This window comes from Bradyrhizobium sp. HKCCYLR20261 (assembly GCF_051168435.1).
In the GTDB taxonomy this organism is placed as follows: domain Bacteria; phylum Pseudomonadota; class Alphaproteobacteria; order Rhizobiales; family Xanthobacteraceae; genus Bradyrhizobium.
The window spans coordinates 209,240-224,157 of record NZ_JBNPUZ010000007.1 but is presented as its reverse complement, the minus strand read 5'-3'; the positions used below and the strand labels follow the sequence as shown (position 1 = coordinate 224,157).

Below are 14,918 nucleotides of genomic sequence, written 5' to 3'. Positions count from 1 at the left end.
CCGCATGGCCTTAATTTAGCCGGAAGCGCGGCAGGCTGCATCCCCCAGGGGACGAGTTGTGATTGGAAACGCACCGCAATAATCGCCCGGCGTGCCCTGGCGGCAACAGCCGGAGCGGTCGCGGCGCCCGCCGTCGGCCTGGCGCGGTCAGCCCCGCGCCATCTCCTGCAGCCCCTTGAAGGTCAGCCGCTTGGGATCGCGTACGCCAGCGAGATACATCCGGCGGATGAAGGCGGCGACCGCCTCACGCTCGCACCCGGTCAGGACGACGATGGCGTCCACCGCGGTCTTCTGGGCCTCCATGGGACTGATCCTCCTGGCATTGCACCCGGCACCGCAAAGCTTTCACGACGCCGCTTAACAGCGCGTTAACCGTGCGGACGCCTGCCGGTTCCCCTTGCCCGGATTCGTGCCCTCACCCAATACGCGAAACTGCGGATGTTGCTCGGCAGACGCAGTCGGTGGCATGCGGCCCCTTGGCGGACCGTGGAGGCGACGTCGATCGCGCCGGGTTGCCCACCCTCCCCTGGAGGGGGAGGGTCGGTCGCACGCGAAGCGGGCGAGCGGGGTGGGGTGATCTTTCCGCAGACGCTGGCGCGAGTGGAGAGATCACCCCACCCCGCCTCACGGTTCGCTTCGCGCTCCGTGAGGCGACCCTCCCCCTCGAGGGGAGGGTGAAAAACCGTCTGCGCGGTGAGAACGCCTTCCATCGGGCCGCCGGCCTTCACACCATGAAGAAATCCTCGGGCGCCTCGACGCGGTGGTCGTCATGCTCCGTAGCGAGCTTGTGCCGCGTCGGGCGGGATGGCGGCGTGATCACGCGACGCTCGAGCTCCGAGGACGCCGGGATCGTGTCGACGAACCTCACGGCAAAGCCGTCGGGAAAATGCCGGACGACGCGGCCGATGCAGCTGCCGACCGCGAGCGGCGTGCCGATTTCCGGCTGGACGGCTGCCGAGACGGCCGCACCCGACATCGAGGCATCGATCACCAGGCACGGGATGCAGCTGCCGTCGGCGAGCGTCAGCTCGGAATGCGGCGAGTTCGGCACGAAGCGCGCGTCGCGGCGGGAATCGCGGATCGACGGGTCCTTCTGCTTCTTTTCGAGCCACACCAGCTTCTCGGCGAGCTTGGCGCGCTCGGCGCGCGTCATCTCCAGCTCGAGCAGGAAGCCGCCATGCACGGTGTCGCTGATCTCGCCCTCGAACTTGCCGAAGTCGCGGAAGTACGACGTCAGGCGGTCACCGACCTTGCCGACCACGGGCACGTCGAGCAGCGCGCGAAACGGCGACACGCGCGTGGTGCGGCAGGCGAAGGAGCGCAGCTTCCCCTGCGGATCATACCAGTTGGGCAGCGTGTAGGTGCCGACCGTCTGGATCCGGACCGCACGCTGCTTCAGGAATCGAGCAACCGACATTGCACGCCTCCCCTCACCCCCCATCCATCCCCGTGACTCCCGACCGCCGGCCGCGGCTCGCGGCACGGCGCAGGCAATGCAATCTCTGCGTGTATTTTCGAGCAAAATACGCCGCGCATGAACCCAGCCATCATGGCCGGACGGTGCGCGCAAAATCCTAAGGAACTCTGAAAATCAGGACGGAAATCCCGCCCAACGGAATCGTAGGTCCAACCCGTTTCGGCTTTCTGAAGATGCCGCTCCGTCTGACTACGGTGCAGCGCGGAATGACGTGGCGACATCTCGTCTCCCATCGAAGGCGCTGCGTACGTGGCTCGCGCGGCGCGGATGCAAATGGCGCGCGGCCGATCCGCGCCACCGCACAACCATTCGGCGTCGGCGACGTTCCTCGCGCGAGTTGTTAGCAAACGATCAAGCTTAACGGAATCGGCACTGAGGCGCCGCTGCAACTCACGATCTCATTCTGCCGAGTGAGCGCCGACGGATGCGTGCAGGCGCGCTGCGCGCAAAGTGCTAACACATTCGCGGCGTTTCATTATTTGCACGCTAACAACCTGTTCACCACTTGCACAATCGTTGCTTGAGGCAGGGGCTGCGGTCCGCCGCGTTCAAGTCTGTCTATACCATTGGCGCTTAGTCGTTAGTGAGGGGGACAGCTGTCACTCGGCTCGCATGTCGCCCCTGTTGTGAGTGAGTAGAGTAGTCACGCAGATGATGACCGCACGCATCGTGGTATTAACCATCGCTCTCGGCGCGGGCGGCGTTGCGGCCTACCTCGTCAGCACCTCCGAAAGCCAGCCGCAGGCACCGGTCGCGCCGGTCGCGCAATTGCCGACCGTCGAGGTGCTGGTGGCCAAGAACGACATCGGCCTGGGACAGCCGATCAAGCAAGGCGACCTGATCTGGCAGACCTGGCCTGAAGCGGCGAGCAACATCTTCATCCGCCGCGGAGACCGCCCCGAGGCCGCCACTCAGTTGATCGGCTCGATCGCGCGCTCGCCCTTCGTGATCGGCGAGCCGATCCGCGAGCAGAAGCTGGTGAAGGCGGACGGCTCCGGCTTCATGGCCGCGATCCTGCCGTCGGGCATGCGCGCGATCTCCACCGAGATCTCGCCGGAGACCGGCGCGGGCGGCTTCATCCTGCCGAACGACCGCGTCGACGTCATCCTGTCGAAGCGCGACAAGAATCCGGACCGGCCGGGCGCGCCCGACAACGTCACCTCCGAAATCATCCTCTCCAACGTGCGCGTGCTGGCGATCGACCAGGCGCCGAAGGAGAAGGAAGGCCAGAACACGGTGGTCGGCAAGACCGTGACGCTCGAGCTCAAGCCCGAGCAGGCCGAGACGCTGCAGCGTGCGCGGCAGACCGGATCGCTGGCGCTGGCGCTGCGCTCCATCGCCGACGTCAATGCGGCCGACGCCGGCAAGACCGACACGCAGCAGCAGATGGCGCGACGGGGAAGCTCCATCGAGATCATTCGCTATGGGATCACGAGCCAGCTTTCGGCGGCGAAGTGATGAGAAGGACGGGGACAATGATGGGTGGGCATCAACGCGCAGCGCTCGGAGCATGGGCCGTCCGCGCACTCTCAGTGACGGCCGCGCTCGGCCTCGTGCTCAATCCGGCGTTCGCGCCGGTGAAGGCGGCCGAGGACAGGCTGGACACGCCGATGGTGTCGGTCGGGTCGTCGAAGGTTCGCTATCTGTCGCTCGGCATCGGCAAGTCCGTCGTCGTCGACTTCCCGCAGGACGTCAAGGACGTGCTGGTGGCCGATCCCAAGATCGCCAACGCGGTCGTGCGCTCAGCGCGGCGCGCCTACATCATCGGCGCCACCGTCGGCCAGACCAACGTCGTGTTCTTCGACGGCGAGGGCCAGCAGGTCGCGGCCTATGACATCGCCATCAAGCGCGATCTCAACGGCGTGCGCCAGGCGCTGAGCCAGAGCATTCCCGGCGTCAAGATCGACGGCGTCGGCGACGGCGTGATCCTCACCGGCTCGGTGTCGAGCCCGGTCGAGGCGCAGCAGGCTGGCGAGATCGCGGCACGGCTGGTCGGCGGCAACGAGAAGGTCGTCAACTCGATCGTCGTGCGCGGCCGCGACCAGGTGATGCTGAAGGTCAACGTCTCCGAGGTCCGCCGCGAGGTCGTCAAGCAGCTCGGCATCGATCTCAGCGCCAGCATGACCTACGGCACCGCGGTCGTGAACTTCAACCAGACCAACCCGTTCACCGCCTATGGCAAGTCGCTGGTCGGCACCAACGGGCTCTCCGCCACCGGCGGCGGCCTGTCGTCGGTGTCGGCGACGATGCGCGCGATGGAAACCGCGGGCGTGGTCAAGACGCTGGCCGAGCCGAACCTCACGGCGATCTCCGGCGAATCCGCGACCTTCATCGCCGGCGGCGAATTCCCGATCCCCGGCGGCTATTCCTGCGATCCGACCACGCGGGTCTGCAGCACCTCGATCACCTACAAGAAGTTCGGCATCTCGCTGAACTTCACGCCGGTCGTGCTCAGCGAGGGCCGCATCAGCCTGCGCGTGATGACGGAGGTGTCGGAGCTGTCGAACGACAACGCGATCACGGTGTCCTACGCGCTGACCTCGGCCTCGACGTCGTCGGTCACCATCCCCGCGATCCGCACCCGCCGCGCCGAGACCACCTTGGAGATTCCCTCCGGCGGCTCGATGGCGATGGCCGGCCTGATCCAGAACCAGACCAAGCAGGCGGTCAACGGCCTGCCCGGGCTCAACCAGCTGCCGGTGCTCGGCCAGCTGTTCCGCAGCCAGGACTACGTCAACAACGAGACCGAGCTGATGGTGATGGTGACGCCCTATGTGGTGCGCGCCGTCGCCCAGAAGGAGCTGTCGCGCCCGGATGACGGCTTCGCGCCGGCCACCGATGCGGAGTCCGCTCTGCTCGGCCGCATGAACCGGCTCTACGGCATCGCCGCCAAGGTCGACACGGCGACGGGGCAGCCGGCCGGCTTCGGCTTCATCATCGACTGAGACGCGCGGGATTTCGGGGGCACGGGGAACGATCATGGCGAAATCATCTGCACGGGACGGACGGCGCGCGCTGCAAAGGCTTTCGGCCATCGCCGGATTGGCGCTGACGCTCGGCGCCTGCAACTACACCACCGGCGAGGTCGTCGCGACCATTCCGGATGACTACAAGATGCGCCATCCGATCGCGATCGAGGAAGGCCGGCAGTCGACCGTCGTCTTCATCGGCAGCGGCCGCGGCGGCCTGACGTCGCAGCAGCGCGCCGATGTCGCCGGGCTTGCCCGCAACTGGCTGCGCGAGGGCACCGGCGGCATCGTCGCGGAGGTGCCGACGGGCACCTCGAATGCGCGCGCCGCGGCGGACGCCTATCGCGAGATCCGCGCCACGCTGACCGCGGGCGGCGTGCCCGGCCACGCGATCAGCTTGCGCAACACCATGCCCGACGATCCGCGCCAGCTCGCCGTCATCCGGCTGACCTATCCAAAGATCGCCGCTGTCGCCGGTCCCTGCGGGTTGTGGCCCGACGATCTCGGGCCGAACATCAACAACCCCGGCTACAGCGCCAATCAGCACTACCAGAATTTCGGCTGCGCCACGCAGCGCAATCTCGCCGCGATGATCGACAACCCGGCCGATCTCGAGCAGCCGCGCGCGGAAACCGCCTCCTACACGCCGCGCCGCTCCGCCCTGTTCGAGAAATACCGCAAGGGCGAGTCGACGGCGGTGACCTATCCCGAGACCGACAAGGCCAAGCTCAGCGAAACAGGCAAATGATCAACGCGTCCCGTCAGAGCCAGGAGGAGCAGCCGGGCCCGAGCGGCCCGATGCTCGACGATCACATCGCGCCGGTGCCGCGCGTCTCCGTGCAGGCATTCACCGAGACCGACCAGACCTCGGCGGCGGTGCTCGCCGCCAGCCAGGACCGCAGGCTCGGCAAGGCGCACATCACGATCAAGGCCGGCGGCATGGCGCGGGCGATCGAGACCTATCATTCGCAGCCGACGCCGAACGTCATCGTGATCGAGACCAAGCCCGGCGGCGACATCATCGGCGGCCTCGACGATCTCGCCAGCGTCTGCGATCCCGGCACCCGCGTGGTGCTGATCGGCAGCATGAGCGACGGCGTCGCCTATCGCGAGCTGGTGCGGCGCGGCGTCAACGACTACGTCGTCGGGCCGGTCGAGACGATCGACATCATCCGCTGCATCTGCAGCCTGTTCTCGGCCTCCGAGGACGTGATCACCGGCCGCATCATCGCTGTGGTCGGCGCCAAGGGCGGCGTCGGCGCCTCGACGGTGGCGCACAACGTCGCCTGGAGCATGGCGCGCGACCTGACGCTGGATTCCGTCGTGATCGATCTCGACATGGCGTTCGGCACCGCCGGCCTCGACTACAACCAGGATCCGCTGCAGGGCATCGCCAACGCGATCTTCCAGCCCGATCGGCCCGACACCGCGCTGATGGAGCGCCTGCTCGCCAAATGCACCGAGCATCTCAACCTGCTCGCGGCGCCCGCGACGCTCGACCGCGTCTATGATTTCGGCGCAGACGCCTTCGACGCGATCTTCGATACGCTGCGGCTGACCCAGCAATGCATCGTGCTCGACGTGCCGCACCAATGGTCGGCCTGGACGCGCCATGCGCTGATCAATGCCGACGACATCCTCGTCGTCGCCGAGCCGGATCTCGCCAATTTGCGCAATGCCAAGAACCTCCTCAGCGTGCTCAAATCGTCGCGGCCGAACGATCGGCCGCCGCTGTACTGCCTGAACCAGGTCGGCATGCCCAAGCGGCCGGAGATCGATCTGAAGCGCTTCGCCAAGACGGTCGAGGCCGAGCCGGTCGCGATCATCCCGTTCGACTGCAAGCTGTTCGGCACCGCCGCCAACAACGGCCAGATGATCGCGGAAGTCGGAGCGCTGAGCCGCACGCCGAAGCTGTTCAAGGAGATCGCCAACCGGCTGACCGGACGCGTCGAGCCGAAGCCGCAGCGCTCGCTGCTGGCGCCGATCGCAAAGCTGCTCGGCGCGAAATAACGCTCAGTCGTCGCTGCGGCTGAGCGCCTTCGCCAGCGCCTTGTCCGGCTGCCCCGCGACGGGACGATCGTGGCGCGGCGAGAGCTCGCGCTGCGCGACCTGGCGGCGCACCAGGATCTTCTTCACATAGGCGACATTGGCGCTCGCCTGCTCCGGCGGCAGGCCGGAGCGCGCGATGGTCTCGGCCTCGCTCATGCGGCCCTGAAGGCCAACGATGACGGCGAGATTGGTGCGGACGCGCGGGCTCGCATCGGGATGCGCAACGGCCTTGCGCAACTGCTCCTCGGCCTTCGGCAGCTCGCTGGACAGCGCGTAGGACAGGCCGAGATTGGACAGCACGGACGGATCATCAGGCGCGATCTTCAGCGCGCTGATGTAGTACTGCCGCGCCTCCTCGTTGCGCCCCATCTGGTCGAGCACGGCGCCTTGCGCCGACAGGATGCGCCAGTCGGGATCCTCGGGCGAATGCGCCCGGCTCAGCACGTCGAAGGCCTGCTGGAAATTGCCGTTGTCGGCGAGCGCGCGGCCGTAGGCGGCGAGCAGCCCCTTGTGGCCGGGATTGGCGATGGTCGCCTGCTCCAGCACGGCCACGGCCTGCGCGCGCTGGCCGGTGGCACGCAGGGCGACGCCATAGCGCAGCGCGATGTCGGGATCGTTCGGCGTTGCGCGGAAACGCTCGCGGAGCTGATCGAGCTCGGCGCGCGGGTCGGACGCGGGCGCGGCCGGCTTTTCAGCCTTGCCGCCGAGCGCGCCGGTGATGTCGCCGAGGTCGGTGGTCTGGCATGCGCCGAGCCCGAGCAGGACGACGCCGAAGCACAGCGCGAACGCCGCCGGCCGGCGCAGAGGGAGAGATCGAGAGGGCCGCGTACGCATGCAACTGAACTACTTCGGGACCGATGATCTGCACGCTGGCAGATTAACCCTAAGGTCCCGTTAAGCGAGCGCGGCGGCCGCAACTCAATCCAAGAATCAGTCGATGAATTCGGCGCCGAACTCGCAGCCGATGCGCCAGGCCAGCCGGCATTTGCGCTGGTGGTCGGGCGCGAACACGATGGTGAACTGCGGCGGGATCTCGACGAATTCGGCGACCACCTTGACGCCGCCGTCGGAAATATCCGTCACGGTGCAGTCACGCGGCAGGCTGCCATTGCCATAATGGATCTTCGCGATCCTCCTGCACAGCCGACGTTCGCTCTTGCGACGGTTCGCCAACATCAACATCTCGCCACTCGCCCACTCAATCGTCCATCCTGAGATCGAATTTGTAGCGCGGAAAGATTTGGATCTGGCTATCGCGGAGGCCGGGAATCCGGCGATGTGATTTGCATTTCGTTTACCTTCCGGCGGCGGGCCGCATGAAGCCGGCGAAATAAGCGGCCAGCCTGCCGAAATCGTCGACCGGCATCACGTCGGCCACATACTGGTCGGGCCGGACGATCACGAGGCAGCCGCTTGCGCGATCGATGCCGCGCATGGCGAAGATGTCGTGGCCGCTCTTGAGGTCGGGACAGTACATCTTTTCGTAGTCGATCAGGCCGTAGCGCCCCTTCTTCGGCAGCAGCAACGCCGGCAGGGCCTCGATCGCAAGCTCGCGATGGCCCTGCTGGAACACCGCCCTGAGATCGATGACGGCATCGATGTCGGCGCCATCGGGCGTGTAGTGCCGCACGGGTGACGCCGCGTCGTCGGCGAGGAACCTGCACAAGCGGTGGATGGCGGCGTTCGGCGCGCTCGGGTCCTCGGCGCCGGCGAAGGCGAACAGCCGGAAGCGGCCGTCGGCCTGGACGACATGGCCGAGCTGCAGCGGCTTGGCATCGCCGAGCCGGATGACGGGCGCGGAATGGAAGCGCTTGCCGATCACAAGGCCCGCGGCCAGTTGCTGGAAGGTGTCGTCCCCGGTGAGGACCGAAGGCCGGTAGTGGGTCGCGGTGCCCGCGGTGTAGCGGCCGTGGCGCACGAAGTAGTCCTGCGTCTTCGCCGCATCCGCCCCGCCCTGCTTGGCGGCCGAGGCGAGAATGCCCGACCATTCGCGATCGAAATCGATCAGCTCCTGCGCGATCGCCTTGCGCTCGGCCGAGTAGCTGTGCAGCAGCTCCGGCGCGCAGCGCCCGCCGAGCACGGCGGCGAGCTTCCAGCCGAGATTGAAGGTATCCTGCATCGACACGTTCATGCCCTGCCCCGCCTTCGGGCTGTGGGTGTGGCAGGCATCGCCGGCGATGAACACGCGCGGCAGCCGCGAGGCGACCTCCGCCTCCGGCACGTCGTCGAACTTGTCGGTGATACGCTGGCCGATCTCGTAGACCGACCACCACGCCACTTCCTTCACCTCCAGCGTATAGGGCGCGAGAATGCGCTGCGCCTTGGCGATCACCTCGTCGACGGTGATGTTGCGCCCGGCGACACGCTCACCGACCTCGAGCTTGGCGAGCTCGACATAGAGCCGCACGAGATAGCCACCCTCGCGCGGGATCACCAGCAGGCTGCCGTCCCTCGATGATTGGATCAGCGACTTGAAGCGGATGTCCGGGAAGTCGGTCACGGCGAGCACGTCCATCACGCCCCAGGCATGATTGGCGGAATCGCCATGCAGCTCGCGGCCGATCGCCTTGCGCACCACGCTGCGCGCGCCGTCGCAGCCGACGACATAGCGTGCCTTGATCGTCTCGACCTGCCCTTCATGCGCGGGATCGATGCGGTCGAAGCTGACGGTTACGCCGTGCGCGCCGGCTGGCGCGGCCGGGTCGATCGCGAGGTCGCGCAGCCGCCGCGAGTAATGCGGTTCGAGCCGGCTCGCCGAGCGGCGCATGATGTCGAGAAAGAAATCGTGCACGCGGGCCTGGTTGAGCACGACATGCGGCATCTCCGACAGACCGTCCTCGACGTCCTGCACGCGGCCGCTGCGCGTGATCTTCGCGCTGTCGGCGGCATCTGGCTTCCAGAACGTCGTTTCGTTGATCCAGCAGGCTTCCCTCAGCACCTTCTCGGCGAAGCCGTAGGCGTTGAACATCTCCATGGTGCGGCAGGCGATGCCGTCGGCCTGTCCGAGCAGCAGCCGCCCGGGTTTCTGCTCGACGATGCAGGTCTTGATCTCGGGAAAGGCGGAGAGCTGAGCGGCGAGGTTGAGGCCGGCAGGGCCGCAGCCGACGATCAGGACGTCGACCTCGGCCGGCAGCGCGCCGGTCGCACCCGAGCTCGCCACCCGCTCGGCAGCGTCCGCAATGTCGGGATCACCCGGCTGGAATCCGTTCAGGTGGAATTGCATGAGGCGCCCTCCCGCGTTGTTCCTTATTGATCAGTATACTGATCATCAGTATACTTGTCAAGCAAGCAGAGGAGATGGGATTGGCCGAGATGCAGGACATGCCGGGGCACCTGGCACGGCGGTTTCAGCAGATCGCGGTGGCGGTGTTCCTGGCAGAGGTCGAGTCGGCGGGCTTCGACCTGACGCCGGTGCAATACGCGGCGCTGGCGGCGATCGCGGCCAATCCGGCGATCGACCAGATCACGCTGGCCGGCCTGATCGCCTATGACCGAACCACCATCACCGGGGTGATTGATCGCCTCGCGCAGAAGGGTCTGGTCGTCCGCCAGGCGAGCCTGCGCGACCGGCGCGCGCGGGAGCTCTCGATCACGGCGGAGGGGCGACGGACACTGGAGGCGATCACGCCGGCGGTCGAGGCTGCGCAGCGGCTGATGGTGCGCGGCCTGACGGGGGCCGAGGCGAAGGAGCTGGTGCGTCTGATGCAGAAGGCGATTGCCGCCGGCAACGACCTCAGCCGCGCCCCGCTGCGCGAGGGCGCGGCGGAGCGGTGAGTGTTGACAGCCGAGGATGTGACCCGCTCATTCGCCCCGAGCGCACCGTCATCGCGGCGGCGACGTTCGTCCTGCCTGTGCAGCACCGGTCTCAGTGACAAAACCTCTGCCTGAACACGCCCGCTGGCGTGTTCCAGGATCGGCGCGCAAGCCCCCCGGGTGCCGATCCTCTCCATGAACACGCCTCTTGGCGTGTTCATGGTCGGTGTGCAGGACCGCTTGGGTGCCAGAACCTCATGGTGAGGAGCGCCGCGGGACTGGTGGAGACAACGCGCAGTGTTCGTTGCGGCGCGTCTCGAACCATGAGGCCACCGCTCGGGCCTCGCCCTTCGAGACGCCCGCCTATAGGCGGGCTCCTCAGGGTGAGGAGAGATAGTTCGCGGTGAAGCTCAGTCGGCCTGCCGAGGCAGATGTCAGATCACGAATACCGCATCACCCCGTCATCCACCTTGCCGAAACGCAGCGAAACGATGTCCAGCGCGTAGTTCTGGTAAAGCCGCCAGGGCCGCTTCGAGCCCTGCTTTGGCAGGTCGGCGATCGACCGCTGCACATAGCCGGAGCTGAAGCTGAGCGACGGCAGCGGCATGACGGTGGTGTCCTCATTGTGCGGCACGCATTGGCGGTAGCCGTGCCGGTCCATGTAGTTGAGCAGGCGGCAGACATATTCGCAGGTCAGGTCGCATTTCAGCGTCCAGGAGGCATTGGTGTAGCCGAGCGTGGCCGCGAGGTTCGGCACGTCGGAATACATCATGCCCTTGTAGTTCAGGGTCTTGGCGAAATCGATCTTGCGGCCGTCGACCACCACTTCGATGCCGCCGAGGACCTGTAGCACGAGTCCTGTCGCGGTGACGACCACGTCGGCCTCGAGCTCGCTTCCATCGGACAGGCGCAGGCCGCGCTCGGTGAAGGTCTCGATCCCCGCCGTCACCACTGACGCCCGCTGCTCGCGGATGGTCTTGAACAGGTCGCCGTCCGGCACCAGGCACAGCCGCTGATCCCATGGGTTGTAGCGCGGCGTGAAATGGGTGGCGACGTCGTAGCCCGGGCCGAGCGCGGCGCGCACGCCGCCGAGGATGAGCTGCTTGACGCGCTCCGGCTTGCGCCGGCTGAGCTGGAAGAAATACATCCCGAACAGCACGTTGCGCCAGCGGATCAGGTGATAGGCGAGGCTCGCGGGCAGATGCCGGCGCAATTTGTTGGCGAGCGCATCCTGCGCCGGACGCGACACCACATAGGTCGGCGAGCGCTGCAGCATCGTGACATGCGCCGCGGTCTTGGCCATGGCCGGAACCAGCGTGACGGCGGTGGCCCCGGAGCCGATCACCACCACGCGCTTGCCGGCATAGTCGAGATCCTCAGGCCAGGCCTGCGGATGCACGATACGGCCCTTGAAATTCGCCATGCCCTTGAAGTCCGGCAGATAGCCTTTTTCGTAGCGATAGTAGCCCGAGCACATGAACAGGAAGCCGCAGGTGATCTGCACGGTGTCCGTGCCCTGCTCCGTCGTCCGCTCGGCTTCCACCGTCCAGCGCGCGTCCGCGCTCGACCAGGACGCACGGATGACGCGATGGTTGAAACGGATGTGGCGGTCGATGCCGTTCTCGGTCGCGGTGTCGCGAACGTATTTCAGGATCTGCGGCCCGTCGGCGATCGCCTTGGGATCGGTCCACGGCTTGAACGAATAGCCGAGCGTATACATGTCGCTGTCGGAGCGGATGCCGGGATAGCGGAACAGGTCCCAGGTGCCGCCGATGGCGCCCCGCCCCTCCAGGATCGCGAACCGCTTGCCCGGACATTTGTGCTGCAGATGATAGGCGGCGGCGATGCCGGACAGTCCGGCGCCGACGATCAGCACGTCGACATGTTCTGTTGACATGAGGCGGTCCTGGCGTTCCCTGAAGCGAGCGTCTTGCGTCTCGTCACCGACAGTTGCAACCCTGCTCGCCGCTGTCAAATCGGCCGTGCATTGGCATTCGATCAACTCTCCTGCTCTATCAAGATGACCCCGATGAGACGGACCTCGCGATGAACGCCCCCGACCCGCTTCAGCAGACGCCCGGCGACGGCAGCAGCCGGGAACGCGACAGCGTGCGGGCCAAGCGCATCGCCCTGGGCTTTTCGCTGACCGCGATCGGGCTGGGAGCCTGGTCGCTGTTCCCCAGTTTTCCGGCCGGGCAACTGATCGCGGTGGTCACCGTCATTCCGCTGCTGGCGCTGATCCTCACGCTGCGCTTCCCCGGCCTGTTCAGGATCGGACTCGGCTCCGGCTACGGCGCCAATCTCGGCACCGGCTGCATCGTGGCCGCCGGGACGCTCGCTGCGCGCACGCTCTCGGATGTCAACCTCGTCAGTTGGCTGCCGCTCACGGCGTTCGCCATCGCCGTCGCCATCATCTTCCTCGTCGTCGCCATGCGGTTCGAAACCCAGTTGCGCCGGCGCGGCTGGCGGCTGCTGCTCGCGTCTGTCTTCGTCGGCGCCTATGCCTTCGGGACGCTCGGCCAGTTCAACACCGCACTCGATCGCTCGGCCCCGGCCCTGCTGCGCAGCCGGGTGCTGTCAAAACACCTCGGCCACAGCCGGCTCGCGGGCCACCAGGTGACGCTGGAGGCCTGGGGACCGTTCGCAACGCCGACGCAGGCGCATGTGCCACAGGCACTGCACGAGCGGCTGCAGCCGGGCGACACCGTGTGCCTGCGCCTGCGCGACGGCGCGTTTCGCATGGCGTGGTTCAGCGTGGCGGCGTGCCGGTGAAGGACGGCAGGCACATTGCACGGATCAACCACGCTGCGTAGACTTCGTAGCCCGCATGAGCGCAGCGACATGCGGGGTCTCATGCGCATTCTCGGTGAACCCGGATGTCGCTGCGCTCATCCAGGCTACGCAGCGATCCCATTCGCATGACCGACTTTCTTCCCCGTCCCTTCGCCGTCGAGCATCCCGAGGTGCTGAGCCTCGACCTGCCCACGCTGGACGCCCGCCCGGGCGCGGTGCTGCTGGCGCGCTCGCCGTTCTATCCGGGCGGCGGTGGTCAGTTGCCGGACCGCGGCACCATGGCCTGGAACGGGATCGTGCGCGACGTCGTGGGCTTCGAGGCGACCGCCGAGGGCCTCTGGCACCTGATCGGGGATGAGGCCATTCCCGACGGGACAATCGAGTTGCGCGTCGACCACGCCTTCAGGCAGCGGATGTGCGAGCAGCACACGGTGGCGCACCTCGTCAACAGCGCGGTGTACACGCTGTTCGACGGCGCGCTGCTGACCGGCGTCCGCATGACCGACACCGACGAATTCAGCGTGGACTTCGATCTGCCGAAAGTGGCGCCGGAGCAGCTGCGCGCGGTGGAGAACGCGGTCAACGCCGCGATCGCCGACGACCGCCCGGTGCGCACATTCGACATGGACTACGACGCGGCGCAGGCCACAGCCGGACTTTTCCGCGCCAAATCCGTCGCCCCGCCGCGTCAGGCCGACGGCATGATCCGCATCGTCGACATCGACGGCCTCGACCGCCAGGCCTGCGGCGGCACGCATCTGGTCTCGACGGCAAAGGCGCGGCGCATCCGCATTCTGAAGGTCGACAACAAGGGCCGGCAGAACCGAAGATTTCGGATCGGCTCGGGTGCGGCATAGACGCGCCGTTCAACGCGTCGCCGCCACGTCGTCATCGATGAAGGCCAAACTCTCTCCGGCGTCATTCCGGGGCGCGCGCAGCGCGAGCCCGGAATCCATAGCCACGCCTCCCCTAGAGCGTGGGTTGATTTCTCCACGATGATCTGACCGCTCATGCCGGCCTGTGGCTGTGGATTCCGGGCTCATTCGCACGTCCGCTCGCGCGAACGTGCGAATGCCCCGGAATGACGGGCGGATGGAGCTGGCCCTTGCGCGGCCAGCGACGTCAGGGCCGATGCACGATCACGTCGAACCCTTCCTCGGGCGTCGGCGCCACGAAGTACGACGTGAACAGGTCGAACTCCTCGTCCGTCACCGTGAAGGCATGCCCACCCGCTTCGTTTCACGCCCGCAGCCGCGCCTTGCAGATCTCGTCGGGGACGTCGAGATGATGCAGCTGATGCGGCACGCGGGCCGCCTCGCACAGGCCGCGCATCCAGGCGCGGCTCGCCAGCGTGTTGGCGGGGAAATCGAGCACGACCGAGACGCCGGCACACAGCAGAGCCACGACATGCGGCCCCATGACGGCCCGCAGCCGCGACGAATTCCGGACATAGTCGGCAAGGCTGGTCTGCTCGCCTGGATAGAGCTGCGCCAGCCAGTCGTCCTCGGCGACCACGATGGTGGCCGGGCGCCGGCCGAGCTCAGCCACGAGCGTCGACTTGCCGGCAGCGATCTTGCCGCACACCAGGTGCAGCGTGGGTGGGTTCGAAGACATGATGAAAGACCTCCGGCGCCAGCTCGGGCACTCGACACGTTCACAGATAGTTCGCAGGCAGCATCGCCCGGCCCGACGGATCAGGCCGGGTCGGTAATTCGGCGCCCGAGGGCCGCGCCTGCGAGGTGGACGTGTGAGATCATGCCGGTGATCTTGTCAGAGATCGGAGACGTCGTCCAGGGAGCACCTTGCCGGCGTTGACGATCCGCGGGCCCGTCCCGTTACAATGGCGTGCTGCACCGATCACCATCGTCCCTTTGCGT

At 66.9% G+C, this 14,918-nt stretch carries 13 protein-coding genes and 1 pseudogene; 7 read left to right on the top strand and 7 right to left on the bottom strand.

Translation table 11 applies throughout. The features are described 5' to 3' along the window. Window positions 1–147 precede the first annotated feature (147 nt). Both ACQR1L_RS19145 and ACQR1L_RS19140 read right to left on the bottom strand, forming a co-directional pair. A complete protein-coding gene (locus tag ACQR1L_RS19145) occupies window positions 148–303 on the bottom strand; it encodes a hypothetical protein (protein WP_434859464.1) in 156 nt (51 codons plus the stop codon). A 421-nt stretch (window positions 304–724) separates the two neighbouring features. Next, a complete protein-coding gene (locus tag ACQR1L_RS19140; RefSeq protein WP_434859463.1) occupies window positions 725–1,417 on the bottom strand; it encodes a PilZ domain-containing protein in 693 nt (230 codons plus the stop codon). Between the two features lie 711 nt (window positions 1,418–2,128). On the opposite strand from ACQR1L_RS19140, the gene cpaB reads away from it, so the two are divergent. The 4 genes from cpaB to ACQR1L_RS19120 are packed head-to-tail and all read left to right on the top strand — an operon-like array spanning window position 2,129 to window position 6,456. Beyond that, entirely contained in the window at window positions 2,129–2,935 is an 807-nt protein-coding gene (cpaB, locus tag ACQR1L_RS19135; protein WP_434859462.1) for a Flp pilus assembly protein CpaB, read from the top strand. Between the two features lie 17 nt (window positions 2,936–2,952). Beyond that, entirely contained in the window at window positions 2,953–4,422 is a 1,470-nt protein-coding gene (locus tag ACQR1L_RS19130; protein WP_434859461.1) for a type II and III secretion system protein family protein, read from the top strand. A gap of 34 nt (window positions 4,423–4,456) precedes the next feature. After that, on the top strand, window positions 4,457–5,194 hold the full coding sequence (locus ACQR1L_RS19125) for a CpaD family pilus assembly protein (RefSeq protein ID WP_434859460.1): 738 nt from the start codon (window positions 4,457–4,459) through the stop codon (window positions 5,192–5,194). After that, window positions 5,191–6,456, top strand: coding sequence for an AAA family ATPase (locus ACQR1L_RS19120; RefSeq protein ID WP_434859459.1), 1,266 nt, complete (start codon window positions 5,191–5,193; stop codon window positions 6,454–6,456). Before ACQR1L_RS19125 ends, ACQR1L_RS19120 begins: the two co-directional genes overlap by 4 nt. A 3-nt stretch (window positions 6,457–6,459) precedes the next feature. On the opposite strand, the gene ACQR1L_RS19115 is transcribed toward ACQR1L_RS19120, so the two are convergent. From ACQR1L_RS19115 to ACQR1L_RS19105, 3 genes are all read right to left on the bottom strand, one after another. Beyond that, window positions 6,460–7,329 (bottom strand): tetratricopeptide repeat protein, encoded by an 870-nt coding sequence (locus ACQR1L_RS19115; protein ID WP_434859458.1) that lies wholly within the window; start codon window positions 7,327–7,329, stop codon window positions 6,460–6,462. Between the two features lie 96 nt (window positions 7,330–7,425). After that, window positions 7,426–7,671 (bottom strand): PilZ domain-containing protein, encoded by a 246-nt coding sequence (locus ACQR1L_RS19110; protein ID WP_035640658.1) that lies wholly within the window; start codon window positions 7,669–7,671, stop codon window positions 7,426–7,428. Window positions 7,672–7,789: 118 nt separating this feature from the next. Beyond that, window positions 7,790–9,718, bottom strand: coding sequence for an FAD-binding monooxygenase (locus ACQR1L_RS19105; RefSeq protein ID WP_434859457.1), 1,929 nt, complete (start codon window positions 9,716–9,718; stop codon window positions 7,790–7,792). Window positions 9,719–9,816: 98 nt separating this feature from the next. On the opposite strand from ACQR1L_RS19105, the gene ACQR1L_RS19100 reads away from it, so the two are divergent. Next, window positions 9,817–10,269 carry a MarR family winged helix-turn-helix transcriptional regulator gene (locus ACQR1L_RS19100; RefSeq protein WP_434859600.1) on the top strand — a complete coding sequence of 151 codons (453 nt, stop codon included), beginning with the start codon at window positions 9,817–9,819 and terminating at the stop codon, window positions 10,267–10,269. Window positions 10,270–10,687: 418 nt separating this feature from the next. On the opposite strand, the gene ACQR1L_RS19095 is transcribed toward ACQR1L_RS19100, so the two are convergent. Then, window positions 10,688–12,145, bottom strand: a complete 1,458-nt coding sequence (locus ACQR1L_RS19095; RefSeq protein ID WP_434859456.1) for a flavin-containing monooxygenase — start codon at window positions 12,143–12,145, stop codon at window positions 10,688–10,690. Window positions 12,146–12,294: 149 nt separating this feature from the next. Between ACQR1L_RS19095 and ACQR1L_RS19090 the strand changes: the two genes are divergently transcribed. Next, a complete protein-coding gene (locus ACQR1L_RS19090) occupies window positions 12,295–13,020 on the top strand; it encodes a hypothetical protein (protein WP_434859455.1) in 726 nt (241 codons plus the stop codon). Between the two features lie 146 nt (window positions 13,021–13,166). Continuing rightward, window positions 13,167–13,898, top strand: a complete 732-nt coding sequence (locus ACQR1L_RS19085) for an alanyl-tRNA editing protein (protein WP_434859454.1) — start codon at window positions 13,167–13,169, stop codon at window positions 13,896–13,898. A 265-nt stretch (window positions 13,899–14,163) separates the two neighbouring features. Here ACQR1L_RS19085 and ACQR1L_RS19080 read toward each other — a convergent pair. Continuing rightward, a pseudogene (locus ACQR1L_RS19080) lies at window positions 14,164–14,655 on the bottom strand (AAA family ATPase). Between the last annotated feature and the right edge of the window lie 263 nt (window positions 14,656–14,918).